The organism is Thermaerobacter sp. FW80 (assembly GCF_004634385.1).
GTDB lineage: Bacteria > Bacillota > Sulfobacillia > Thermaerobacterales > Thermaerobacteraceae > Thermaerobacter > Thermaerobacter composti.
On record NZ_CP037895.1, the window covers coordinates 304,384 to 327,292 of the forward strand.

General features: G+C 73.9%; 19 protein-coding genes. 6 read left to right on the plus strand and 13 right to left on the minus strand.

What is annotated here, in order from left to right:
- Positions 1-18: 18 nt before the first annotated feature.
- On the minus strand, positions 19-2,385 hold the full coding sequence (locus E1B22_RS01240) for a thioredoxin domain-containing protein (protein ID WP_135224243.1): 2,367 nt from the start codon (positions 2,383-2,385) through the stop codon (positions 19-21).
- 382 nt (positions 2,386-2,767) lie between these two features.
- Here E1B22_RS01240 and E1B22_RS01245 point away from each other — a divergent pair, with 382 nt between their 5' ends.
- Positions 2,768-3,475, plus strand: coding sequence for a TlpA disulfide reductase family protein (locus tag E1B22_RS01245; protein ID WP_135224244.1), 708 nt, complete (start codon positions 2,768-2,770; stop codon positions 3,473-3,475).
- Positions 3,476-3,488: 13 nt separating this feature from the next.
- On the opposite strand, the gene E1B22_RS01250 is transcribed toward E1B22_RS01245, so the two are convergent.
- Positions 3,489-4,007 (minus strand): hypothetical protein, encoded by a 519-nt coding sequence (locus tag E1B22_RS01250; RefSeq protein ID WP_135224245.1) that lies wholly within the window; start codon positions 4,005-4,007, stop codon positions 3,489-3,491.
- Between the two features lie 140 nt (positions 4,008-4,147).
- On the opposite strand from E1B22_RS01250, the gene E1B22_RS01255 reads away from it, so the two are divergent.
- Entirely contained in the window at positions 4,148-5,434 is a 1,287-nt protein-coding gene (locus E1B22_RS01255; RefSeq protein WP_135224104.1) for an IS256 family transposase, read from the plus strand.
- Here E1B22_RS01255 and E1B22_RS01260 read toward each other — a convergent pair.
- Positions 5,365-6,063 (minus strand): glycoside hydrolase family 5 protein, encoded by a 699-nt coding sequence (locus E1B22_RS01260; RefSeq protein ID WP_135224246.1) that lies wholly within the window; start codon positions 6,061-6,063, stop codon positions 5,365-5,367. The genes E1B22_RS01255 and E1B22_RS01260 overlap by 70 nt on opposite strands.
- A gap of 96 nt (positions 6,064-6,159) precedes the next feature.
- Here E1B22_RS01260 and E1B22_RS01265 point away from each other — a divergent pair, with 96 nt between their 5' ends.
- Positions 6,160-7,389, plus strand: a complete 1,230-nt coding sequence (locus tag E1B22_RS01265; protein ID WP_135224084.1) for an IS256 family transposase — start codon at positions 6,160-6,162, stop codon at positions 7,387-7,389.
- Positions 7,390-7,585: 196 nt separating this feature from the next.
- On the opposite strand, the gene xylB is transcribed toward E1B22_RS01265, so the two are convergent.
- Both xylB and E1B22_RS01275 read right to left on the minus strand, forming a co-directional pair.
- Positions 7,586-9,169, minus strand: coding sequence for a xylulokinase (xylB, locus tag E1B22_RS01270; RefSeq protein WP_135224247.1), 1,584 nt, complete (start codon positions 9,167-9,169; stop codon positions 7,586-7,588).
- 9 nt (positions 9,170-9,178) lie between these two features.
- Positions 9,179-9,673, minus strand: a complete 495-nt coding sequence (locus E1B22_RS01275; RefSeq protein WP_135224248.1) for a hypothetical protein — start codon at positions 9,671-9,673, stop codon at positions 9,179-9,181.
- 101 nt (positions 9,674-9,774) lie between these two features.
- Here E1B22_RS01275 and E1B22_RS01280 point away from each other — a divergent pair, with 101 nt between their 5' ends.
- Positions 9,775-10,770, plus strand: a complete 996-nt coding sequence (locus E1B22_RS01280) for an ROK family protein (RefSeq protein WP_256369302.1) — start codon at positions 9,775-9,777, stop codon at positions 10,768-10,770.
- 223 nt (positions 10,771-10,993) lie between these two features.
- Here the strand turns inward: E1B22_RS01280 and E1B22_RS01285 are convergent, their stop codons facing one another.
- Both E1B22_RS01285 and E1B22_RS01290 read right to left on the minus strand, forming a co-directional pair.
- Complete coding sequence (locus tag E1B22_RS01285; protein ID WP_243123554.1) at positions 10,994-11,560, minus strand: thioesterase family protein; 567 nt, start codon at positions 11,558-11,560, stop codon at positions 10,994-10,996.
- 82 nt (positions 11,561-11,642) lie between these two features.
- Positions 11,643-11,948, minus strand: coding sequence for a metal-sulfur cluster assembly factor (locus tag E1B22_RS01290; protein ID WP_135224250.1), 306 nt, complete (start codon positions 11,946-11,948; stop codon positions 11,643-11,645).
- 300 nt (positions 11,949-12,248) lie between these two features.
- Between E1B22_RS01290 and E1B22_RS01295 the strand changes: the two genes are divergently transcribed.
- Together E1B22_RS01295 and E1B22_RS01300 are read left to right on the plus strand one after the other, a co-directional pair.
- Entirely contained in the window at positions 12,249-13,121 is an 873-nt protein-coding gene (locus tag E1B22_RS01295) for a transketolase (protein WP_135224251.1), read from the plus strand.
- 92 nt (positions 13,122-13,213) lie between these two features.
- Positions 13,214-14,197, plus strand: coding sequence for a transketolase family protein (locus tag E1B22_RS01300; RefSeq protein WP_135224252.1), 984 nt, complete (start codon positions 13,214-13,216; stop codon positions 14,195-14,197).
- A 317-nt stretch (positions 14,198-14,514) separates the two neighbouring features.
- On the opposite strand, the gene E1B22_RS01305 is transcribed toward E1B22_RS01300, so the two are convergent.
- The 6 genes from E1B22_RS01305 to E1B22_RS01330 all read right to left on the minus strand — a co-directional run bounded on the left by E1B22_RS01305 (position 14,515) and on the right by E1B22_RS01330 (position 22,652).
- Positions 14,515-15,144, minus strand: coding sequence for a hypothetical protein (locus tag E1B22_RS01305; RefSeq protein WP_135224253.1), 630 nt, complete (start codon positions 15,142-15,144; stop codon positions 14,515-14,517).
- A 140-nt stretch (positions 15,145-15,284) separates the two neighbouring features.
- On the minus strand, positions 15,285-16,247 hold the full coding sequence (locus E1B22_RS01310) for a metal ABC transporter solute-binding protein, Zn/Mn family (RefSeq protein WP_243123556.1): 963 nt from the start codon (positions 16,245-16,247) through the stop codon (positions 15,285-15,287).
- Between the two features lie 145 nt (positions 16,248-16,392).
- Positions 16,393-18,246, minus strand: a complete 1,854-nt coding sequence (locus tag E1B22_RS01315; RefSeq protein WP_135224254.1) for a metal ABC transporter permease — start codon at positions 18,244-18,246, stop codon at positions 16,393-16,395.
- Positions 18,243-19,088 carry a metal ABC transporter ATP-binding protein gene (locus E1B22_RS01320; RefSeq protein ID WP_243123558.1) on the minus strand — a complete coding sequence of 282 codons (846 nt, stop codon included), beginning with the start codon at positions 19,086-19,088 and terminating at the stop codon, positions 18,243-18,245. Before E1B22_RS01320 ends, E1B22_RS01315 begins: the two co-directional genes overlap by 4 nt.
- A gap of 158 nt (positions 19,089-19,246) precedes the next feature.
- Entirely contained in the window at positions 19,247-19,903 is a 657-nt protein-coding gene (locus E1B22_RS01325; protein ID WP_135224255.1) for a hypothetical protein, read from the minus strand.
- Between the two features lie 895 nt (positions 19,904-20,798).
- Positions 20,799-22,652, minus strand: coding sequence for a Mur ligase family protein (locus tag E1B22_RS01330; RefSeq protein WP_243123561.1), 1,854 nt, complete (start codon positions 22,650-22,652; stop codon positions 20,799-20,801).
- Between the last annotated feature and the right edge of the window lie 257 nt (positions 22,653-22,909).

Below are 22,909 nucleotides of genomic sequence, written 5' to 3' on the forward strand. Positions count from 1 at the left end.
TCGCGGGCGCTGCCAAGGTCAGCCCACGCCCAGCGCCCGCCGCAGCCCCTCCCAGTCCGTCTGCGGCGGCGAGCAGGTGAAGTTGCGGCAGACGTACGCCACGGGCCGCCCGTCCACCGGGTCGCGTCCCTCCCACACCGCCCGCCGCTCGGTACCGGCGCCGGGCGACCGCACCGTCAAGAGAAGCCCCGGCAGGTAGTACCCGGCCAGCCGCCGGCGCCATTCGGCGATCACCGGCGCCGCCGGGTCGCCCACCAGGGTGACCTCGGTGTACCCCTCCAGCTGATCGGCTTGGAGCAGCACCGTGCTGGCCATGGCCAGCGGCTGCTCCTCCGCCATGGCCGCCGTCCGGCGCAGGTACGCCTCGGCCGTGCGCCGGTAGGCCGGATCCCCCGTGATCACCGCCAGCCGCGCCAGGGCCGAGGCCGCCGCCGCGCCTCCCGCCGGAACGGCCTGGTCGAAGAGCTCCACCGGTCGCACCAGGGGCGTCCCCGCCTCCTCGGGCGCGTCGTAGAAGACCCCGGCCGTCTCGTCCCAGAACCCGTCGATCATCGGCCGCGCCAGCCGATCGGCCTCGTCCAGCCACCGCGGGTCGCCGTCGGCGGCGTGGAGGGCCAGCAGCCCCTCCATCAGGAAGGCGTAGTCCTGCAAGAAGCCGGGCACGTCCAGGGGCCGGCCGCGGTAGGCGTGGAGCAGCCGCCCGTCCGGCCGTCGCAAGGTATCCAGGACGAACGCGGCCGCCCGGCGGGCCGCCGCGGCGTAGCCGGGTTCGTCCAGCACGGGGGCGGCCTGGGCCAAGGCGGCGATCATGAGGCCGTTCCAGCCCACCAGGATCTTGTCGTCGCGACCGGGCGGGGTGCGACGCCGCCGGGCCTCCAAGAGGCGCCGGCGGATGGACTCCAGGCGCCGGGTCAGCTCGGCGGGGTCGGTCCCGAGCTCCCGGGCCAACGCCGGCAGGTCCGCATCCGCCACCGCCCGGTAGAGCACCGTGGTCCCGTCCTCGAAGTTGCCCTCCTCGGTGACGCCGAACCAGCGGGCGGCCAGATCGGCGTCGTCAGGATCGCCCAGGGCCTCCCGCAGCTGGTCCGGCGTCCAGACGTAGTAGGCGCCCTCGCGCCCGTCGCTGTCCGCGTCCAGGGTGCTGATGAAGGCGCCCTCGGGCGCCGCCATCTCCCGGAGCACGAAGTCCAGGGTCCGCCGCGCCACCCCGGCGTAGAAGGGGTCGCCGGTGACCCGGTGGGCGTCGAGGTAGAGCGGCACCAGCTGCGCCTGGTCGTAGAGCATCTTCTCGAAGTGGGGGACGAGCCACGCCCGGTCGGTGGCGTAGCGGTGGAAGCCGCCTCCCAGGTGGTCGAACAGGCCCCCCATGGCCATGGCCTGCAGGGTGTGGAGGGCCATGTCCAGGTAGCGCTGGGCACCGCCGGGATCGGTGGACGGGGAGCTCGGGTCGGCCGGGTTCCGGGGTCCCGGGGCGGGCCCCGGGCCGCCGGCGGAGGGGGTGAGGTGGGCCGCAGCCGGGTCGGTCGCTCCCCGACGGCTCGAGAGCGGCGCCCTGGGTCCGAGCGCCCCCGCCCGCAGCAGGACCGCCACCCCCGTGGCGTGCGGGAACTTGGGCGCCCGCCCGAAGCCCCCGTATTCGGGGTCGTAGCTGCGGGCGATGCGGGACGCCGCCCGCTCGAGCCACCGCCGGGCCGCCTCGCGGGAGGGTCCCGTTCCTACGGGGATGGCGGCGACGGTCGCATCCGCCACCCGGCCCTCGCCCCGCGCCGCGCCTGGGTCTTCATCGCCCCCGGCCCGTCCACCGTCCCCGTCACCGGCCCCGGCCCGCACCGTTTCCGCCGGTTCGTCCGCGCCCGCCGGTCCCCCCGCCGAACGCCGCAGGATCTCCACGACGCGGTTGGCCACCCGCTCCACCTCGTCCCGCCGGTTCCGGTACGCGTCCAGCACCGCCTCGAGCACCTTGGGGAAACCCGGCAGGCCGTGGCGGTCTTCCGGCGGGAAGTAGGTCCCGGCGAAGAAGGGCTTCAGGTCGGGCGTCAGGAACACCGTGAGCGGCCAGCCGCCGCCGGAACCCAGGATCTGGGCCGCCGTCTGGTACACCTGGTCGAGATCGGGTCGCTCCTCGCGGTCGACCTTGACGTTGACGAACCCGCGATTCATCCGCTCGGCGATGGCCGGGTCCTCGAAGCACTCCCGCTCCATGACGTGGCACCAGTGGCAGGCCGCATAGCCGATGCTGAGCAGGATGGGCCGGTCCTCGGCCCGGGCGCGCTCCAACGCTTCAGGGCCCCACGGGTACCAGTCCACGGGATTGTAGGCGTGCTGCTGCAGGTAGGGCGAGGCCTCGTGGATCAGCCGGTTGGGCCGTCGGTGCGGCGCGGCCATGGGACGGCCTCCCTTCTTCGCGGCTTCGGGTGGGCCGTTGGGGCCAGACGGGCCCGCGGTCCCCGGAGCGGCGGTGCGGCGGCGGCTCAAGCCGCCGGCACCGGCAGGGGCGGGTGACGCCGCTGCGCCGGGTGCAGCCGCCGCCGCTCTTCCCATCGTATCATGCTCGCCGCCGATGCTCGCCGCGGCGGCCCTCGCCGGCGTGCCCCGTGCCCTCGGGCTAGGCGCCGGCCGTCCCCCTCGCGGGCCCGGGCGAATCCGGCCCGCACCCGAGCAATGGCGGAGACGGCGGGCGATATACTGAGGGCGAACGAATCGGCACGGGCACAAGAGGTGCGCAACCAGGGGGACGGGCGGCACCCGTCCCCCGAGGGGGATCGGCATGGGAGCGCGCCAGCGGATCGCGCTGACCGTGGGCCTGCTCTTGCTGCTGGCGGGGATCGCCCTCGCCACCGGCCTAGCGGGCCGCGTCGACCATGACCCCCGTGGGCCCGGGGCGGGCGAAGGCGCAGGGCCCGCGACGCCCGCGCCCGACACGCCGTCCCCGGGCGGACCGCCCGGGGACCCCGGGGAGGCGCCCGGCGATGCCCCGGCGCCCGCGCCGGATTCGTCCGTCCGCACCCCCGTTCCCCCGCCCCCGGGCACCCCGGTGGTGGCGCCCGGCACGCCCGCGCCGGACTTCGAGCTCCGGAACCTGGACGGGCGACCGGTTCGACTGTCGGACTTCCGGGGCAAGGTGGTCTTCCTCAACTTCTGGGCGAGCTGGTGCTACCCGTGCCGCCAGGAGATGCCCGAGATCCGGAAGTTGGTCGCGGAGGAACCCGACGACCTGGTGGTCCTGGGCGTCACCACCAGCGACAAGGCCAGCCCCCAGGAGATCAAAGACTTCGTGGAAGCAAATGGCTACGACTGGACGTTCGTCTACGATGAGGGGAGCCGCGTGGGACGGCTCTACCGCGTCACCTTCATCCCGACCAGCTACTTCATCGACCCGGGCGGCGTCGTGCGGGCGCGATACATCGGACCGATGACCGTGGAGCAGATGCGCGAGTACGTCCAACGCGCCCGCACGGCCGGCGCGACGGAGTGAGGGCCCGGCCGACTCAGGTCGACCGCGGCGCCGGCGATCCCTTCAGGGCCGCCTCGATCACCTCGACCAGCCGCTGGCGGATCACGCAGTGGGAGAAGGCGAAGGCTTCGGTCATCATCTCCCGGATCTCGTTCGCCGTCAGGTCCGCGAAGCAGTTCACGTACAGCGGCGCCAGCTGGTTCGCGAAGTAGCTGAAGATGCCCCGTTCCACCAGTCCGCGGACAATGCGCTGCCGATCCAGGCTGAAGTCGTCGACCATGGCCATGGCGTCCTCGACCAGGGCGCGAACCCGCCCGACCAACCATCCCTCCTCCCGCGCCAGCCAGGCATCGGTCCCCAGGCGTCGCTTCAAGGCGAGAATCGGCCGGATTCGGCGCATGTACTCGCAGTTGGGATCCGAGACCGCCAGACCCTGGACGCCGACGTCCTTGTAGGTCCAGATCGTCCAGTGCTGGTCGTACGCGTTGAAGATGTCCAGCTGATCCGCCAGGGCTTTGAGCCGCGCCGCATCGCTGTTCGACCACTGGTTCACGGGGCCGTCGAAGAGGGCTCCGAACTCGCCGACCCATGGTGACGTCCTAAACTGTCTGTAAACGCGAAGCGGTCTGGGCTACCATCGGTGGCGTCGGAAAACTCGCCCCAGCTGGGGCACACCGAGGAGGACCCAGACCTATGTCCAGGATACCACCCAGCCAGCAGTTGGCGGAGCTGGCCCGGCAGCTGGCCGCGCAGGCCCGGGAGGGTACTGAGGTCGAGGACCTGACCCATGCCCTCGTCCGCCTGGGCGCCCGCAAGCTCATCCAGGAGCTGCTGGAGGCAGAGGTCACGGAGCTTTTGGGGCGCGGACGCTACGAGCGGCGCGAGCCTGGCCAGGAAGGCGCCCGCAACGGCTACAAGCCGCGGACGCTGCGTTGCGCCGAGGGGCGGCTCGAGATCGACGTCCCCCAGGTGCGGGGCATGGAGGGACTGTGCCAGCCCACGCTGTGGAGGGCCCTCAAGCGGCGGACGGACGTGCTGGAGCGCCTGGTGGTGGAGATGTACGCCCGGGGCCTCTCTACCCGGGACATCGAGGATGCGCTGGCGGAGCTGGCGGGCAGCGAAGCGCCGCTTTTGAGCCGGTCCACCGTGAGCCGGATCACCGAGGCGCTCCACGAGGAGTTCGAGGCCTTTGCCCAGCGGGACCTGTCAGGCCTCGACGTGGTGTACCTGTTCGCCGACGCCATCTACGAGTCGCTGCGCCGGCAGGCGGGCTGCCGTGAGGGCATCCTGGTCACCTGGGCCATCTTGAGCGACGGCAGCAAGGTGCTGGTGCACCTGAGCCTGGGCAACAAGGAGCGCTACGAGGACTGGCTGGAGCACTTCCGGGATCTGGTGCGCCGGGGGCTGAAGACGCCGCTGACGGTGACGACGGACGGGGCGCCGGGGCTGATCCAGGCGGTGGAAGCCATGTGGCCGGAGGCGGAGCGCATCCGCTGCTGGGTGCACAAGATGCGGAACGTGCTGGACAAGGTGCCGGAGGAGGCGCGGCCCGTGCTCAAGCCCTACCTGGAGGCGATCCGGGACGCACCGGATATCGAGCAGGGCCGGCGGCTGGTGGCCGAGGTGGTGGAGCGGTTCGGGCGGGAGTATCCCTCGGCCATGCGGAGCCTGCAGGAGGACCTGGAAGCGAGCCTGGCGCACCTGCGGCTACCCGCCGCCCACCGCAAGCATGTCCGGACCACCAACCTGGTGGAGCGCAGCTTCGAGGAGGAGCGGCGGCGCGCCAAGGTGATCCCGCGGTTTCGGAGCGAGCGGGAGTGCCTGAAGCTAGTCTTCGCCGTGCTGTGGCGGGCGAGTGAGCGCTGGCGGCGGGTGCAGTTCAGCGAGCACGAACGAAAGCAGCTGGAGCGCTACATCGAGGAGCGGCAACGGCAAAGAGCGGCGCAGAAAGAGGTTTCACCCGCTGCCACCGTGGCATGACCCAGACCGCTTTTACAGACAGTTCGGGACTTGACCCCGACCCATGCCGGATGGTCTTGCTCGATCAGCCATCGGCTGACCTCGAGGAACGTCCTCTCCATGAAGGAGCGGTCGACGTAGAGGTCACCGATCCAGCCGGGATACATGCGCGCCCGATGGGTGACGATGGTGTAGTTGTGCGAACTGAAGACGATGTTGTCCTTGAAGTCCACCTCGAGCCCCGCGAAGTCGCGGGAGAAGTTGTTCCCTTCGAGGAACACGATGTGATCGGGATCCACCTCGCGGATGGCGGCGATCCATTCGTTGTAGAGATCGTTGAGCATCTGGATGGAGGGCGCGTTGGGCTCGTTCAAGAGATTGTATCCCGCGACGGCGGGCTCCCCGCGATAGTGCCGCGCGATGTGTCGCCAGAGCTCACGCCCCCGGATCTGATAATTCCGGTCGTGCCACAACAACGAGACGCCGTGGGCGTTGTCCGAGTGCCAGTGTTCGTTCTGCCATCCCGGAGCCGCATGCAAGTCGAGGATCACGTAGATGCCAGCCTCGCGCGCAGCCGCGATGGCCCGGTCGAGGTGATGGAATCCCCGCGCTCGGTTAAAGTCCCGGGTAGTGGTGGACTTTCCGGCCAGGGTTTAGGCGTGGCTGGTGGCCGTTGACAGCAGCGGTCACCGGCGGCTTCCCTTCGGGTTGGACAAACCCGAGCACGAAGGGAGGTCGGACCACCGGTGACCGCTGACTTCAGGATGGCACTTCTCGAACTGCTGCGCCAGTACCAGGGCGAGCCCGAGGTCGACGCCCTGCGGGAGGGCCTGCGCTGGCTCGCCCAGCAGCTGATGGAGGTCGAGGTCAGCGAACTCATCGGCGCCCAGCGCTACGAGCGCACCCCGTCGCGCACTACCTACCGAAACGGGTACCGCCCCCGGCGCTGGGACACGCGCGTGGGCACCATCGAGCTGCAGATCCCGAAGTTACGCCGCGGCAGCTACTTCCCCAGCCTCTTGAAGCCGCGGCGGCGCGCGGAGCGGGCCTTGCTGGCCGTGGTGCAGGAGGCCTACGTGCACGGGGTGAGCACGCGCAAGGTGGACGAGCTGGTCCAGGCGCTGGGCGTCGGGGGCTTGAGCAAGAGCGAGGTCTCCCGCATCTGCGCCGAGCTGGACGAGCACATGGAGCGCTTTCGGAACCGGCCGCTGGAAGGCGAGTACCCCTACGTGTGGCTGGACGCCAAGGCGGTGAAGGTGCGGCAAGACGGACGGGTGGTGAACATGGCGGCCGTGATCGCCGTGGGTGTGCGGGAGACAGGGGAACGGGAGGTCCTGGGGTTCGACGTGGGCGCGGCCGAGACGTACGAGTTCTGGCTGGACTTCCTACGTCGCCTGGTGGCCCGGGGGCTGAAGGGCGTGCGGCTGGTGATCTCGGACGCCCACGAGGGCCTCAAGCGAGCCATCGGTGAGGTGCTGGCAGGCGCCACGTGGCAGCGGTGCCGGGTGCACTTCATGCGGAACCTGCTGGCGCGGGTGCCCAAGCACGCCCAGTCCATGGTGGCAGCGCTGGTACGGACCATCTTCGCCCAGCCGGACCGTGCCTCGGCTCGGCAGCAGCTGGAGCAGGTGGCGGCAAACTTGGAGCGGCGGTTCCCCCAGGTGGCGAGCCTGCTGCGGGAGGCCGCGGAGGAGGTTTTGGCCTACATGGACTTCCCGCCGGAGCACTGGCGGGGGATCCACTCGACGAACGTCCTGGAGCGGCTGAACCGCGAGCTGGCGCGGCGGTGCGACGTGGTGGGCATCTTCCCGAACGTGGCGGCGGTGCTGCGCCTGCTGGGTGCGCTGCTGGAGGAGCAGCAGGACGAGTGGCTGGTGCAGCGGCGGTACTTTAGCCAGGCGTCGATGGCGAAGCTCAAGGGCGGTGACGCGTTGGGGAGTGACTCGGTGAGCGCCTTGGCTGTTGCAGCGAGGTAAGCCCATGGAACCCGAGGGGGAGCCGCTTTTCCACCACTTGCCGGGACACGGCCCCCGCTCGTCGTACGTCCCTGGATTCATGTCGCTCTCGAACATGCGGTAGTTGAAGGGGATCCGCACGGCGGTCACCCCGATGCGCCGGAGGAACACCCTGGCCTGCCCACGCCCCGCGCCCATATCCTCGCGAGGGCATCCGTCATCTCCCCTCGTTGGGTGGTCCGATCGGCGCCTCCCGAAAGACCGGCGCCACCTGGCGATACGCTCCGCGGTACGCCAGCAGCAGGGCCTCGTACAGCGACGGCCACGACGCCGGCGGCTCGGTCACGCTGCCCAGGCGCACCATCGCCTGGCACGCCGAGCGCACGTCGGCGAAGGCCCCCACGCCCACCGCCGCCAAGATCGCGGCCCCCAACGCCGGTCCCTCGTCGACGCCCAGGCGCCGCAAGGGAACCCCGAGGACCGCGGCGATGATCTCCCGCCAGACCTCGCTCTTGGCACCTCCCCCCATGATGCGGACCTCCGCCGGTTCCCCCGCCAGGCGCCGCACCAGGTCCAGGCAATCCCGCAACCCGAAGGCGATCCCCTCCCGGACGGCGCGGGCCAGGTGCTGGCGCCGGTGGCCGAGGCTCAGGCCGAGGAAGCTGCCGCGGACGAAGGGGTCGAAGTGGGGCGTCCGCTCGCCGGCCAGGTAGGGGAGGAAGAGGAGCCCCTCGGCACCGGGAGGGACCTCGGCGGCGTCCGCGGTGATCCGGTCGTAGACGTCGGCGCCCTGCCGGGCGGCCTCGGCGGCCTCGGCCGCGTAGAGGGCATCCCGCAACCAGCGCAGGGACCCGCCGGCGCTGAGCATGACGCCCATGGCATGCCACAGGCCCGGCACCGCGTGGCAGAAGCTGTGCACGGTCTTCAAGCTCTCGGGTTCCAGCCCTGGCGGTGCCGCGACATCGTCGGCCCTGGGGTGCACCGGCTCCTCGCTGGGCAGGAAGACCACCCCCGAGGTGCCGACCGCCACCGCGGCGATGCCGGGTGTGACCGCCCCTGCCGCCACGGCCCCCGCCGCCTGGTCGCCCGCTCCGGCCACCACGGGCGTGCCCGCGGCCAGCCCGGTCGCCCGCGCCGCCTCCTCCGACACGGCGCCCGTCACGTCGGCGCTCTCGTACAAGGCGGGGAGGATGCGCTCGTCGATGTCCAGGGCGGCGAGGATCTCCTGGGACCACCGCCGGCCGGCGACGTCCAGGAGCAGCGTCCCCGACGCATCGGTCACGTCGGTGGCGATCGCCCCGGTCAGGCGGAAGCGCACGTAGTCCTTGGGAAGGAGCAGGTGGGCCAGCCGGGCGTAGGCGTCGGGTTCGTGCTCCCTCAGCCAGAGGAGCTTGGGGGCGGTGAAGCCCGTCAGTGCCGGGTTGCCCGCCAGGGCGTACAGCCGCTCGCTCCCCACCCGCGCCTCGATGGCGTCGCACTGCGCCACGGTCCGCTGGTCGTTCCAGAGCAGGGCCGGACGGATCACCGCTCCGCGGCCGTCGAGGAAGACGGACCCGTGCATCTGGCCGGTCAGGCCGACGCCCCGGATCGCCCCGGCGCCCACCTGCGCGACGAGGCTGCGCAGGCACCGGACGGCGCCGCTCCACCATTCCTCGGGATCCTGCTCCGTCCACCCGGGCCTCGGCATCGCGAAGCCGTATTCCGTGGTGGCCTCCGCCCGCACGACGCCTTCGGCGTCGACGGCCAGCGCCCGGCACCCGGTGGTCCCGACGTCGATTCCCACGAAGAGCTCGGCGGCCATCCGCCTCACCTACGAACGGCTGTACTTGGCCACGACCTGGCGCTCGAACTCCTCGTCGAGGCCGAAGGCCCGCCAGAAGGCGCGGTAGGCGCCCACCGCATCGGCGCGGGCCTTGGCCGCGGCCAGGGCCTCGTCATCCATGCGTTCGGCGATGGCCAGCAGGAACTCCAGCTGGATCACCGACTGGCGCACCGCGGCGATGGGGTCTTCCGTGTAGGGGTAGAGGTCGAAGCCGATGTACCCGTCGTAGCCGCCCTTGAGCAGCTCCCGCAGCAGGTCCACCTGCTGCTCGATGAACTGCGTGCCGACCATGTTGTCGTCGTCGAACGAGCCCCAACCCGAGTTGGCGTGCTGGTGCCCCAGGAGCCCCTCCGCCAGCAGCAGCCCGGCGTACTCGCCCAGGGGCTCGCCGTTCATGATCAGGTGCTGCCAGTCCATGTTGATCTTGACCCGTGAGACGTCGGTCCCCATCTCGGCCAGCTTCTTGATGATGAACAGGGCCATCCCGATGTTGCGAAGAGGTCGGGGTCGGCACCGGACGGGTCGGACGACGCCCGCGGCTGCTCCGCCTCAACCGGGGTGCCGGGTTCGTCCTCGGCGGCGAGATCGGGGTCGACTTCCTGAACGTCACGGTGCTGGACCTGACGGGCCAGGTGGTCTGGAAGGTGCGGGAACAGGCCGACAACCGGCGCCGGCCCGCGGAGACCATGGCGCGGCTGGCCGAGCTCATGGCGGCTGCCGCCGCGCGCCAGCGGGACACCCCGCGGGGCCTGCTGGGCATCGGCATCGGCGTGCCCGGGCTGGTGGACCAGGAGCGGGGCGTGTTGCTCTACGCGCCCAACCTGCGGTGGGAAGACGTGGCGGTCGGCCCCTACTTCGCCGAGCGCTTCGGTGTCCCCGTCCAGGTGGAGAACGAGGCCAATGCCGGGGCGATGGCCGAGGCGTGGTGCGGCGTCGCGCGCGGCACCCGGCACGCGGTCTACTACAGCGTCGGCATCGGCGTCGGCACGGGGATCATCATCCAGGGGGAGCTGGTCCGCGGGAGCGGCGGGATGGCGGGGGAGATCGGCCACACCACCGTCGACGTCACGGGTCCGCGGTGCGCGTGCGGCAACCGCGGCTGCCTCGAGGTCTACGCCTCGGAGGCGGCGCTGCGGCGGTTCTACCAGCAGCTGGCGGGGCCGCAGGCCGCGGATCGCGGCCGCCATCCCCGCGGCGAGGAGGCGGCCGATGGCCGGCCGAACGGGGCAGCGGGGACGGACGACACCCCGCCCAGCACCCACGACATCGTCGAGGCGGCCAAGGGGGGCGACGCGGCGGCCACCGCGGCCCTGAACCGCGTCGCCACCTACCTCGGGGTGAGCGTCGCCAACGCCATCAACACCTTCAATCCGGACATGGTGATCATCGGGGGGCCGCTGGTGGAGGCGGGCCGGTTCATCCTGGAGCCGATCCGGCAGATCGCCACGGAACGCGCCCTCCCGTTGATGCAGCGCCGGACCAGGATCGTGCTGGCCGAGTGCGGCCCCGACGCCTGCGCCATCGGCGCCGGGGTCATGGCCCTGCAGGACCTGTTCCGGGTACGGGTCGTGACGGGGTGAGCGCGACGTCGTCACCGGGTGCGCGCCACCGTCCCCCGGATCCAGCGATGCGCCCCCGCCCGTTGGATCCGGCTGGAGCCCGCGATGCGTCCCCATCCGCGGGGTCCGGCTGGATCCGGCGATGCGCCCCCGTCCGCTGGGTCCGGATGGACGCCGCGATGCACCCCCAGGTGCGGGATCCGGTACGGCGACCGGAGGGAGGTCGGCGGCGGGTGCTGGCCTGTCAGTCCGCGACGGGCGCTCCCTCCACCAGCCGGTAGCGCTCCAGGGCGCGACGCCAGTCGTCGGGGAGGGGTGCGGGCCGCCCGGTGGGCCCCAGGTGGACGGCCACCACCCGCCCGCGGGCGAGTTCCTCCGCTTCGGGCAGCCGCACGACCCGGTGGCCGAAGGTGATGCTCGTCCGACCCAGCGCCTCGATCCAGGTCTGCACCTCCAACCGATCGTCGAACCGGGCCGGCGCGCGATAGTCGCACTCGGCGTGGGCGACCACCAGCGCGCCGATCCCGCCGCCCCTCTCGGCCCCGGCGCCGTTGCCGGACGAACCAGCCCGGGCAGCGGTGGCCGCCATGCTCTCCCCCGCCGTGGGCACCGCAGCGCCCGCGGGGGCGAGCCGTCCCTCCGGCGAGGCGCCGCGCGCCTCCCGCAGCAGGTCGACCCGCCCGACCTCGAAGTAGACGAAGTAGTTCCCGTAATAGACCACCCCCTGCGCGTCCGTCTCCGCGAAGCGGACCCGCAGGGGGGAGCGCACCACCCGTCCTCGCATCGCATCCGGTGTCGCGCCGTCTGCCATCGGTCGTCCTCGCCCCCGCCGCCCTCCCGCGGCGGCGCCCCGCACCGCCTCTCCCCGCCACCATCCCCCGGTGGATGTCCGGTCAGAACCCCAGCAGCATCCGGGCCCGTTCCGACATCATGTCGGGCCGCCACGGCGGGTTCCACACCAGCCGGACGCGCGCCTCCTTGACCCCCTCCAGGCGCTCGATGGCCTGCTTCGCCTGGCTGACGATCTGATCGCCCAGGGGGCAGCCCAGCGCCGTCAGGGTCATGTCGACCTCCACGACGCCGTCGTCGTCGACCTCGCACCGGTAGACCAGCCCCAGGTCGACGACGTTGAGGCCGATCTCCGGGTCGATCACGTCGGTCAGGGCCTCCCGCACCTGTTCCTCGGTGACCTTGGCCATGGTCTCACCTCCCGCGCCGGCAAGCCGCGGTCCGCAGGCCCGGGGCACGGGCGACCCCCGACGACGGCCCGCGGCGGCCGGCTCACCCATAAGGATAACGCAACGGCTCCGCCCGTCGTGTATCCTAGGGGCGGGCCGCGCCGCGGCGGCGGCCGCCGGCCCCCCGGCGGGACCGACCGCCCCCGGTTGAGTCCCGCGGGCAAGCCGGGCATAATCGGGCCAAGTCCAACCCCTGCGCGGTCCCCCACGCGCAGCGGCCTCGCGTTCCCCTGGATGCACGGCCGGCAGGAGGCGATGCACGTGCCTGCACCGACGGTTCCGGCAGAGACGCTGGCGTCGCTGGAAGAAAGGGCGCGCCAGCTGCGCCGCCACGTGATCCGCATGATCGCCGCGGCGGGCTCGGGCCACCCGGGCGGCTCCCTGTCCGCGACGGAGATCGTCACCGCGCTGTACTTCCACGTGATGCGCCACGATCCGGCCCGCCCCAACTGGGCGGACCGCGACCGGTTCGTCCTGAGCAAGGGGCACGGGGTGCCCATCGTCTACGCCGCCCTGGCCGAGGCCGGCTACTTCCCCGTGGGCTGGCTCGAGACGCTGCGCAAGCTGGGCAGCCCCCTCCAGGGACACCCGTCGCGGCGCGACTGTCCGGGCATCGAGGCATCCACCGGCTCCTTGGGCCAGGGGCTCTCCATCGCCGCGGGGATGGCCCTGGCCGGCAAGCTGGACGGCAAGGACTACCGCGTGTTCGTCCTGCTGGGCGACGGCGAGATCCAGGAGGGCCAGGTCTGGGAGGCGGCGATGTTCGCCGGGCACCACCGCCTGGACAACCTGATCGCGATCCTGGACTACAACCGCTACCAGCTGGATGACGCGGTGGACGCCATCGTCTCCCTGGAGCCGGTGGCCGACAAGTGGCGCGCCTTCGGCTGGGACGTGGAGGAGATCGACGGCCACGACCTGGCGCAGGTGGTCGCGGCCCTGGAGCGGGCGCGGGCGGGCACGGGCCGCCCGGTGATGATCGTCGCCCACACCGTCAAGGGCAAGGGCGTCTCGTTCATGGAGAACAACAACGAGTTCCATGGCCGCGCGCCGACACCCGAGGAGACCCAGCGGGCGCTGGCGGAGCTGGAGGGCGGCACGCCGGCGAGCGCCCCGGGCGCCGGTCCGTCCTAGGTCCCCGGCGGTCCGGAGCGCAGGGCGCGCCGCCGACCCGAGGTCGGGCCTCCGCGGACCCGGACGGGACGAAGGGCGAGGAGGGGATGGGGATGTTCGGCCTCCCAACGGGGAAGCCCACGCGCCAGGCCTTCGGCGAGACCCTGGTCGAACTGGGACGCCAGCGCCCGGAGCTGGTGGTCCTGGACGGCGACCTGTCCAAGTCGACCTACACGCGGTACTTCGCCAAGGAGTTTCCGGACCGGTTCTTCAACGTGGGCATCGCCGAGGCGAACATGGTCGGCCTGGCGGCCGGGCTGGCCTCCTGCGGCAAGATCCCGGTCTGCGCGAGCTTCGCGGCCTTCCTCATGTGCAAGGCCTTCGACCAGATGCGCATCGCGGTCAACTACGCCGGGCTGAACGTCAAGTTCGTCGGCAGCCACGGCGGCATCAGCATCGGTGAGGACGGCGTCAGCCAAATGGCGGTGGAGGACGTGGCCCTGGCCCAGGCGCTGCCGGGCTTCGTGGTCCTGGTCCCCGCGGACGAACCGGCCACCCGCCGCGTGGTGGCCGCGGCCCTGGACCACCCGGGGCCGGTCTACATCCGGGTGGGGCGGCCCAAGGCGCCCCTGGTCTACGATTCGCGTCCCTTCGACTTCGCCATCGGCAAGGCGGTCACGGTGCGCGAGGGAAGGGATCTGACCATCGCCGCCAACGGCCTGATGGTGGCCGCCGCCCTGGTCGCTGCCGAGCGGCTGGCGGCCGAGGGCATCGAGGCGCGGGTGCTGGACTTCGCCTGCGTCAAGCCCCTGGACCGGGACGCCGTGCAGGCGGCGGCCGAGGAGACGGGGGCCCTGGTGGTGGCCGAGGAGCACCTCAAGGCCGGCGGCCTGGGCAGCGCCATCGCCATGGCCCTGGCGGAGACGGTCCCGGTGCCGGCCGAGTTCGTGGCCATCCAGGACACCTACGCCGAGTCCGGGGACCCGGAGCAGCTGATGCAGAAGTACGGCCTCAGCCCCGACGCCATCGTGACGGCGGCCCGGCGGGCGCTGGAGCGGAAGCGGGCGGGCGTGGCGGGCACTGCCTCGCGGCACTGAGGCGGTGGCTCCGCCCGCCCGGGCGCGGCCGGGCTCTGGGAGCCCGGCCGCGCCCGGGCTCCCGGTGGCACCTCGCCCTGCCGGGCCCACGCCGTCCACTCCGCCTGGGTCCGGCCCTCGCGCCCCCTCCGGCTGCCGCGGGCGGCCGCGCGGCCCCCGGCCCACGGCCGCCCGTGCCGCCCCGGCCGGGGCCCGGCCCGGCTGCCCGGGCCGGGCCCCGGCCGTCCCAACGCGCCGCCTGACTCGAGCGATCGAGCGTGGCGTGCGTTGCCGTCGACGCCCTCGGGGTTGCCGTGGAGCGCGGGAGGCGGGCGCGATCATGGGCGGCCGCCCGCAGGGGTGCCCGCCTCCCCAGCGGGGCCGAGGACCTCCTGGGCGAGGGAGTCCTCGCCCTCCAGGGTGATGGTGACCCCCCAGTAGTGGCGGTCGCCGCCCGGCACCGTCTCGTGGTTGAACACGAAGTAGTCCAGGTCGTGGACGATGCGATGGGCCACCCGGACGCGATCGGCGTCGCGCCGGGCATAGCCTTCCTCGAGCGCCTTGGCGAAGGCTTGCAGGTCCCTCCCCACGCTGGCGGGCGTGAGCCGCGGCGCCACGTCGCGCAGGAAGCGCAGGGCGTCGCCTTCCAGCACCTCGCGCACCGCGTCCCAGGCCGGGCTCTGCCGGTCGCGCAGGAGCGAGAGGTGCCCCCAGCCGGCGATCTGGTTCATCCGCTCGTGGACGGCGCGGACGTTCTTCTCGGCCCGTTCGAGCTCCTCGGGCGTGGCGGCGGCGAGGCTCTGGCTGATGGCCTGGATCCGCTCGGCGTCGGGTTCGCGGCCCCCGCCCAGGACGGCCAGGGCCGCCTCGCGCCAGGCACCGCCGGCCGGCGTGAACAGCCAGGCCACGGCGCCTGCCAGCACCGCGACGGTCAACCCGGCGGTCACCCGCCGCCACCAGGGGGCCATCCTCTCCCTCCCCGGCCAGGAACGTCCTGCCAAGGCCATGGTAGCCCGCGGTTAGCGCCGTGCCAAGCCGCCCGGCGGTGCCAGCGGCGGGCAGGTCGCCGGACCCGCCGCGAGTCCGACCCGCATCCCGTTCAGCGGCCTCATCGTCCGGATCGCAGGGCGGCGGTGATGACCCGCACGTTGTGGCGCATCATGCCGAGGTACGTCTCCGCGCCGCTGCCCGGCGGCCCCACCGAGTCGGCGTAGAGGCGACCGCCGATGGGTACGCCCGCCTGGGCCGCCAGTTCTTCCATCAGCTTGGGGTTGATGGTCGACTCGACGAAGGCCGGGACGCCGTAGCGCCGCAGGTTCCCCATCAGGCGGGCCAGGTCGGCCGCCGACGGCTCCTCTTCGGTGCTGATGCCCCAGACGGTGTCCACCACCCGCAGTCCGTAGCGCCGGCCGAAGTACCGGTAGGCGTCGTGGGTGGTGACCAGGAGCCGCCGCTCCGGGGGCACCGCCGCCACCTGCCGCGCGATCCAGCGGTCCAGCTCCGCCAGCTCCGCCCGGTACCGGTCGGCCTGCCGCCGGTAGAAGGCGGCGCCCGCGGGGTCGATCCCGATCAGGGCGTCGCGGATCACGTCCACGTAGCCCATCACCCGCACCGGGTCCATCCACAGGTGGGGATCGGCGCGGCCGGGATCGCCGGGCCAGGGCAGGGGATCGGCATCCACGGCCTCCGCGACCCGCACGACCCGGGGAAGCGCCCGGCGGTCCGGGCGTGCGTCCAGCAGGCGCTCGGCCCAGAGGTCGAGCCCGTACCCGTTGAGCAACACCAGGTGGGCGCGGTGCACGGCCAGGGCGTCCCGCGGCACGGGCTCGTAGCTGTGCGGGTCCTGGCCGGGGGCCAGCAGGCTGTGGACCCGTACCCGCGGCCCGCCCACCTGGGTGGCGAGGTCCGCCAGGATCGTGGTGCTGGCCACCACCAGCGGCCGCGGATCCCCGGGGCCGGCGATCTGCGCCCTCCAGCCGCGACCGGCGGCGAGCACCGCGGCGAAGGCCATCAGCACCAGCAGCAGGATCACCGGCAGGGCCCGGGGGAGGCGGCGCAGGACCCGGTCCACGGCGCGGGGGGTCGAGGCGCCGGCCCCATGGGCCGGCGGGGGGCGGCCTGCCCCACGCCGCGGGGCCGCGATGCCCCGTGCCCGGACGAGCACGGGTCGCGTCCCTCGGCGGGCAGGGCGTACCCCGTCCGCCGGCCGGTGCCCCTCATGGCCGCTTCACCGGGCCGTCGGCACCGTCGCCCGGCCGCGTCGACCCTTCGCCGGGGGGATCCCCGTCGTCGGCCGTCCCCACCGTCCCCGCCGCCCCCGCCGCCCCACTGGGCGGCCCCTCGTCCGAGGCGCGCTGCGCCCCCTCGGCAGGCGCCGCGTCCACCGGGGCGACGTAGAGACAGCCCGCCTCCCGGTCGCCCAGCCAGAGGGTGGAGCCGGGCCCGGCGGGTGCGCCGGCCCCCGGCTGCCCGTCGCCTGCGTCCCGCGGCCGCACCTGGAGCCGGATGCGCCCTGCCTCCCGCCCCAGCACCCGGACCCGGGCGCCCGGCACCAGGCCGCTGCGGCGGAGCCGGGCCAGGAGGTGCGAGTCCTCGTCGTCCACCCGGACCACCACGGCCTCCCGACCCGCCGGGATTCGATCCAGGCCGACCGGCCGGGGCCCCGCCTCCCCCGGGACCTCGCCCGCCGCGGTCGGGATCGGCGCCCCGTGGGGATCCCGCGCGGGATGGCCCAGGGCCTCGGCCATCTCCTCCGCCAGGTGGGGCGGCGTGGCGTGCTCCAGCTGGTGGGCGACCTCGTGGACGTCCTCCCACGCCATGCCCGCCACGTCCGTCAGGTACCGCTCCCAGAGGCGGTGGGTGCGAATGAGCCGGCGCGCCTCCCGCACCCCCGCCGCCGTCAGGCGGGCGCCCCCGGGGACCCCCATGCCGAGCCCGGCGAGCCGGCCGAAGCGGCCGAGCCGGCGGACGCTTGCCAGTCCCCCGGCGCGGCGGGCACCGGGCCGGGGGCGGTCGCCGGCCTCCCACGTTGCCAGTCCGCGGGCCACTAGGCGAGCCAGGGCCCCGTGCACCTCGCGCCGGGAGAGACCCGTCCAGGCCACCAGGGCCTCCACTGCCACGGGCGCAGCCGACCTGCCGTCCGCCGCGCCCTCCTCGGTGCCCAGCTCGTGGAGCGCCTTGAGCACGTCCTCCGCCGCCACCACTCGCGCCAGGCGACGACGCTCCAGGGTGCGGGCGAGCAGCCCCTGTTCCGGCGCCAGGACCAGCGCCACGGCGAACGCCCCCATGGCCACCAGCACCATGGCCGGTCCCGAGGCCACGTTGAGGTAGAACGAGAGGTAGAGCCCCGTGATGGCGGCCACGACGCCGAGCCCCACCGCCAGCCCGATCATCGCCGGGAAGCGTCGCACGAGGAGATACGCCGTGGCCGGCGGTGTCACCAGCATGGCCAGGGCCAGGACCACCCCGACGGCCTGCAGGGCGGCGACCAGCGTCGCCGAGACGAGCAGCATCATCAGGTAGTGCAGGGCGCGGGTGGGCAGGCCCGCCACCTCGGCGGTCAGGGGATCGAAGGCCCACAGCTGCAGCTCCTTGAAGAGCAGCAGGACCAGCCCCACGGCGGCCGCGGCCACCCCGACCATCAGCACCAGGTCCGTCCGCGACACGCCGAGCACGTTGCCGAACAGGATGTGGAACACGTCCACGCTGCTGCGGGCGCGGCTCAGGATGGCGAGACCCGCGGCGAAGGCGCCGAGGAACAGCAATCCCGTCGCCGCGTCGGACTTGAGGCGGGTGTTGCGCTCGAGGAAGCCGATGCCGACCGCCGTCAGGAGGGCGCTGGCGAGGGCGCCGGTGAAGTAGGGCCAGCCGAGCAGGTAGGCGACAGCGACGCCGGGCAGCACCGCGTGGGAGATGGCGTCGCCCAGGAGGGACCAGCGGCGGACCAGGAGGAAGCTGCCGGTGACGGCGCCGGCCACGGCCACCAGCACGCCGGCCAGCAGGGCGCGCACCATGAAGGGGTACCGCAGCGGCTCCACCAGGATCCCCAGCCAGCCGGGCTCACCGCTCACGGGCGCACCACCCCCGCCAGGGCGACGCGATCGAGGTAGGTCAGGCGGCCGCCGTAGGTCTGGCGCAGCCGCTCGGGAGTCATGACCTCGGCCGGCGGCCCGAAGGCGATGATGCGCCCGTTGACCAGCGCCACCCGGTCGTAGTGGTCGATCCCGCCCAGGTCGTGGTCGACCACCAGGATCGTCCGGCCCGCGTCCCGCAGCCGGGCCAGCAGCCGCCGCACCACCTCCTGGGTGGCCGCGTCCACGCCGGCAAAGGGCTCGTCGAGGAGGATGAGATCGGCGTCCTGGGCCAGGGCGCGGGCGATGAACACCCGCTGCTGCTGGCCGCCGGAGAGGGCGGCCAGGGGCCGGTCGGCGTAGGCCGCCATCCCCACCTCCTCCAGGGCCTCCGCGACCCGGCGACGGTCGGCGGGGCCGGGGCGGCGCAACCACCCCAGGTGCGGCACGCGCCCCATCATGACCACGTCGGCCACAGTGGCCGGGAAGTCCCAGTCGATCAGCTCCCGCTGGGGCACGTAGGCGATGCGCCGCCGCTGGGTGGCCACGGGCTTGCCGAAGATGCGCACCGTGCCCGCCGCCGGCCGCACCAGTCCCAGGATCGCCTTGAAGAGCGTGGACTTGCCGGCCCCGTTGGGGCCGACGAAGGCCACCAAGAGCCCCGGCGGCACGGTCAGGCGGACGCCGCGCAGCACGGGTCGGTGATCGTAGGCCACGTAGAGGTTGCGCAGCTCGACGGCGGGCGGCGGTGCGGACGCCGAATCCCCCCTGGACGGCGCCCACGCCCGTCGTGCCTTGGCCGCGGGGGATCTCGGCCCGTCGCGGCCCTTCGGGTCATCCATGGCGATGCCCCCGTTTCCTTCGACGGATGCGCTGCGGAATCGCTGCGGAATTCGCTTCACCCAACATTTTTGCACAAGTGCAAATCCGGGGCAAGCCCCGTCGCCCCGAGTGCCGCCGGCGAGGCGCAGAGGCGGGCCGCGGCGTGTCGCCGGCGACCCTAGCCGTCCCAGCCCGTCGGTCCGCCCTGGGGGCGCGGGACCGCGGGTCGGACGCGCGCGTCGGCGGGGACGCGGCCGTTGCGGCCGGGTTCGTCCGCCATGCGGTCCCGTCCGCCTTGGGCGGTCCGCCTGGGGGCAGCCCCGCCGGTCCCGGGGCGGGACGAACCGGCCTCTCCGCCGCCGGGATCCGCGTCGCCGCCGTCTTCGGGAGGGCGCGCGTTGGGCCGCGGCACCTCGATCACGGCGATCTCCATCCAGCGGCCGTCCATCCAGGTGTTGGCGTAGATCAGGTCGGGCTGCCCGTCCGCCTCCAGGCGGGGGTAGAGGTGAAAGCGCAGTCCCGCGACGTCCGCCGCGTTGTAGAAGCCGGAGTAGTACAGGATGTCCAACACCTGCTCCGCCAGGGCCAGCGCCTCCCGGCGGTCGGGGCGGACCACCGTGCCGTCTTCCCGCAGCGTGGTCTCCATGAAGACCTGGGCCAGATCGTTCAGCACCCGCGGGTCGTAGGGGTGGTCGCGGCGCGGGCGGGAGTAGCCCTGGCGCACCGGCCGCCCCGCGCCGGGGCGGCGGCCGGGCTCGGCGCCGGGTCCTTCGCCTCCGGCCTCGGGAGACCCGTCGGGGGAGGGTGCCCCGTGGTCCCCGTGCTCTCGATCCATGACACGTCGCCTCGCTTGTCGGCCCGCGGCAGGGCGGGACGCCCTCCCGGCCTGCACCCGGACCGCGGACGCCTTCGGGCGACGGTGCCGCCCGCCGCGCCGGGCAGGCCGCCCGCGCTGGCCCGCCCCGCCGGCCGACCCGGGTGCCGCAGCGGACGCTCGGGCGGGTTCCGCCCTGCCGGACCCGGGGCGAGCCGAGGGCGGGTCTCGCGCCGGATCCGGGAGCGGGGCCAGGTCGCGTCCGGGGCGGATCCCGCTGGCCCTGGGGCCGCCCGTCCACGGGCCGGCGGTCCCGAGCCCGGGCCCTGGCCGACCTCGGCCGGCGGGCCCCTGGTCGGCCTGGCCTCGCGGCCCCCTGGCCGACCGGGGCTCGCCTCCGTCGCCTAACGATGAATGATAGCACAGCCTTCCCCCCGCAGGCCCGACGACGGCCCCCACACCCCCACGACCCGCGGCCCCCTGACGGCCGTCCGCCACACCCATGCCCTCCACCCCGTCCCGACGCCCGCTCGTCGCCCCCACGACCCCCGGCCGCCCCGACGGCCGTCCCCCACCCCCACACCCCCCACCCCGTCCCGACGCCCGCCCGTCGCCCCCGCGACCCTACACCCCGCCCCGACCACCCCACGGCCCCGCACGACCCCACGGCTCCGTCCCCACGACCCCACGTCCCCGGCCGACCCCACGCCGATCCCCCGCGCCCGATGCGCGGCGGCCCGAGACCCCACGCTCGACGCCCGACAAGCCGAGGCCGCACGTCCCCATATGACCCCAGGTGACGCCCCCGCGCCCGAGCGGGCGCCGGTTCGACCGCCGGCGGAAAGGCAAAACGCCCTGCTCCGGCCCACCCACCACCGGCGCGGCCCCCTCTACCGCCCATCCCACCCGGCCCAGGCTACGGCCGGTCGCCGCCGGGGGTCCGTGCCAAGGCCTGACGGGCGGGCATCGTCACCGCCCCGCGGGCCGGCCCGGCCGCCCCGCCTGGGACGACCCGGCGACCCGCCGCAGGGGGGACGGCCTCGGCAACGGAGCCGTCCAGCGCCGCGGCGGCATCGGGCCCGTGCCGTCGCCCGTCGGCACCCCGGCCCTCGGCAAGGATGGCGCGTAGATAGGCGGCCCCCGCATCCATCCCCTGCGCCCCGAGGAGCAGCAGCAGGTCCCCCGCTCCAAGGCGCGCGACGGCCGCGGCCACGGCGTCGGGCAGCCGGGCGAAGGTGAGGACCTGCGGCGGTTCGAGGCCTCCGGCTGCCAGGCCCGCCAGACACGCCTCCCATTCGCCGGGCTGCACCGCATCACGGGGCGCCGTGTCGCCGTGGCTGGCCGTCACCACGACCTCCGCCCCCGTCCGCCGCGCCTCGCAGGCCAGCTGCAGCCCGTTGGCGTAGTTGATCGCCTCCCCGCGTCCACCGCGCACGGCGTAGACCGCCACCAACCGCCGGTGGGGCAGGCGGGAGGCCACGCCGAAGCAGGCCGCCAGGCTGTCCGGCCGGCCGGCGGTGTCGTCGATCACCGTGAACGGTTCGCGCAGGACCACCTCGGTGCGCCGCCGTGGCGGGCGAAAACGCGGCACCGCCTGGGCCACCTGCTGCGGACTGAGGCCAAGCCACAGGGCGGCGCCGACGGCCGCCACCACGTTCAGCGCGTGGTGGGAGCCCAGCAGCTGGGTGTCGACGGCAAGGCGCCGCGCCGCGGTCCCCTCTTCCGGACGAACCCGGCCCGCCGGCGGCGCCAGGTCGGCCGCGCGCCTACGCACGGACGACGGCCACCCGGACGGCAGCTCCAGCCAGAGCCGGTTCGTCCAGGGGAGGGAGGCCGGGGCCGGCCCCTGCGCACCGTGGGGGAGGGCGCCGTCGCGCCGCGGGGGAGTGCCATCGCGGCAGGCCCCGGCCCCGTGCCCGCCGGGTTCCGCCAACGGCACCATCGCCTCGGCGAGCAGCCGCAGCGCTCCCTGGGGGCCCCGTCCAAACGGGACCACCGGCGCCCGGGCGAAGCGACCGAGCCGCAGGGCCGCCTCCCCGGCGTGCATCAACAGGCCGCCGTCGGCGGGCACCATCGCCACGAATCGTCCCTTGGCGGCGGCGTAGTGCTCGTAGGTGGGATGGTATTCCAGGTGCTCGAGCGGCGCGAGGTTCGTCACCACCCCGAGGTCGAAGGCCACGTCGTCGACCCGTCCCTGATCGGCGCCCTGGGACGACACCTCCATGACCGCCGCCCGACAGCCGTCGTCCACCATCTCCCGGAGATGGCGGTGGAGGTCGAGGGGGTCCGGGGTCGTCAAGTGGCCCGGCCGGCGGCGACGGCCGGTGTCGACCACCAGTGAGCCCATCACGCCGGTCGCGATCCCCGCCGCCGTCAGCAGGTGGTGCAACAGCAAGGTGGTGGTCGTCTTCCCCGTGGTGCCCGTCACGCCGACGACCACCAGGCGGCGGGAGGGATGGCCGTAGCGGTTGGCCGCCAGCCGCGAGAGGGCCCTGCGCGCCGAGGGGGCCCGGAGCCAGGTCACGCCGGGCGGAAGCGGCAGCGCCGGCGCCTGCTCGGCGACCACCACCCGCGCGCCGCGGCGCAGCGCCTCGCCCGCGAAGGCCGCGCCGTCGTGACGACGACCGGGGACCGCGACGAAGAGGTCGCCGGGTTCGACCTGCGCCGAGTGGCTGCGGATCTCCGCCACCCGCGCCGGCAACGGATCGCCGCTGGCGACGAAGGTCAAGCCGTCGAGCAGCTGCCCGAGGTCCAGCGCCATCGAGCCCATCCGCCCCCCTCCCTGGGGTTCCCCGATAGGCGTATGTCGCATCCGCCGGGCGGGTGTCACGGGCCAGGGCAATGGGCTCCTCCCGCACCGGCACCTCGGGGCCGAAGGCGCCGCCCGCGGACGGAAGCGAGGTCGGAGGCGAGAGGCGGCACCGCCGAAGGCCCGCGGCCCGGACGAGCCGGCCGTCCACGGGCGTCGCGAACCGACACGGGCGTCGCGAACCGAGTCGAGGGGTCGGGGGTCGAGGGGATGCCCCG

Bases quoted from the DNA above. Each gene is read 5' to 3' on its own strand.
- E1B22_RS01300 (WP_135224252.1), top strand. From the start codon at position 13,214: ATGTTCGGCCTCCCAACGGGGAAGCCCACGCGCCAGGCCTTCGGCGAG.
- xylB (WP_135224247.1), bottom strand. From the start codon at position 9,169: ATGGCCGCCGAGCTCTTCGTGGGAATCGACGTCGGGACCACCGGGTGC.
- E1B22_RS01285 (WP_243123554.1), bottom strand. From the start codon at position 11,560: ATGGCAGACGGCGCGACACCGGATGCGATGCGAGGACGGGTGGTGCGC.
- E1B22_RS01275 (WP_135224248.1), bottom strand. From the start codon at position 9,673: ATGGCCCTGTTCATCATCAAGAAGCTGGCCGAGATGGGGACCGACGTC.
- E1B22_RS01290 (WP_135224250.1), bottom strand. From the start codon at position 11,948: ATGGCCAAGGTCACCGAGGAACAGGTGCGGGAGGCCCTGACCGACGTG.
- E1B22_RS01305 (WP_135224253.1), bottom strand. From the start codon at position 15,144: ATGGCCCCCTGGTGGCGGCGGGTGACCGCCGGGTTGACCGTCGCGGTG.
- E1B22_RS01320 (WP_243123558.1), bottom strand. From the start codon at position 19,088: ATGGATGACCCGAAGGGCCGCGACGGGCCGAGATCCCCCGCGGCCAAG.
- E1B22_RS01240 (WP_135224243.1), bottom strand. From the start codon at position 2,385: ATGGCCGCGCCGCACCGACGGCCCAACCGGCTGATCCACGAGGCCTCG.
- E1B22_RS01255 (WP_135224104.1), top strand. From the start codon at position 4,148: ATGTCCAGGATACCACCCAGCCAGCAGTTGGCGGAGCTGGCCCGGCAG.
- E1B22_RS01245 (WP_135224244.1), top strand. From the start codon at position 2,768: ATGGGAGCGCGCCAGCGGATCGCGCTGACCGTGGGCCTGCTCTTGCTG.
- E1B22_RS01325 (WP_135224255.1), bottom strand. From the start codon at position 19,903: ATGGATCGAGAGCACGGGGACCACGGGGCACCCTCCCCCGACGGGTCT.
- E1B22_RS01330 (WP_243123561.1), bottom strand. From the start codon at position 22,652: ATGGGCTCGATGGCGCTGGACCTCGGGCAGCTGCTCGACGGCTTGACC.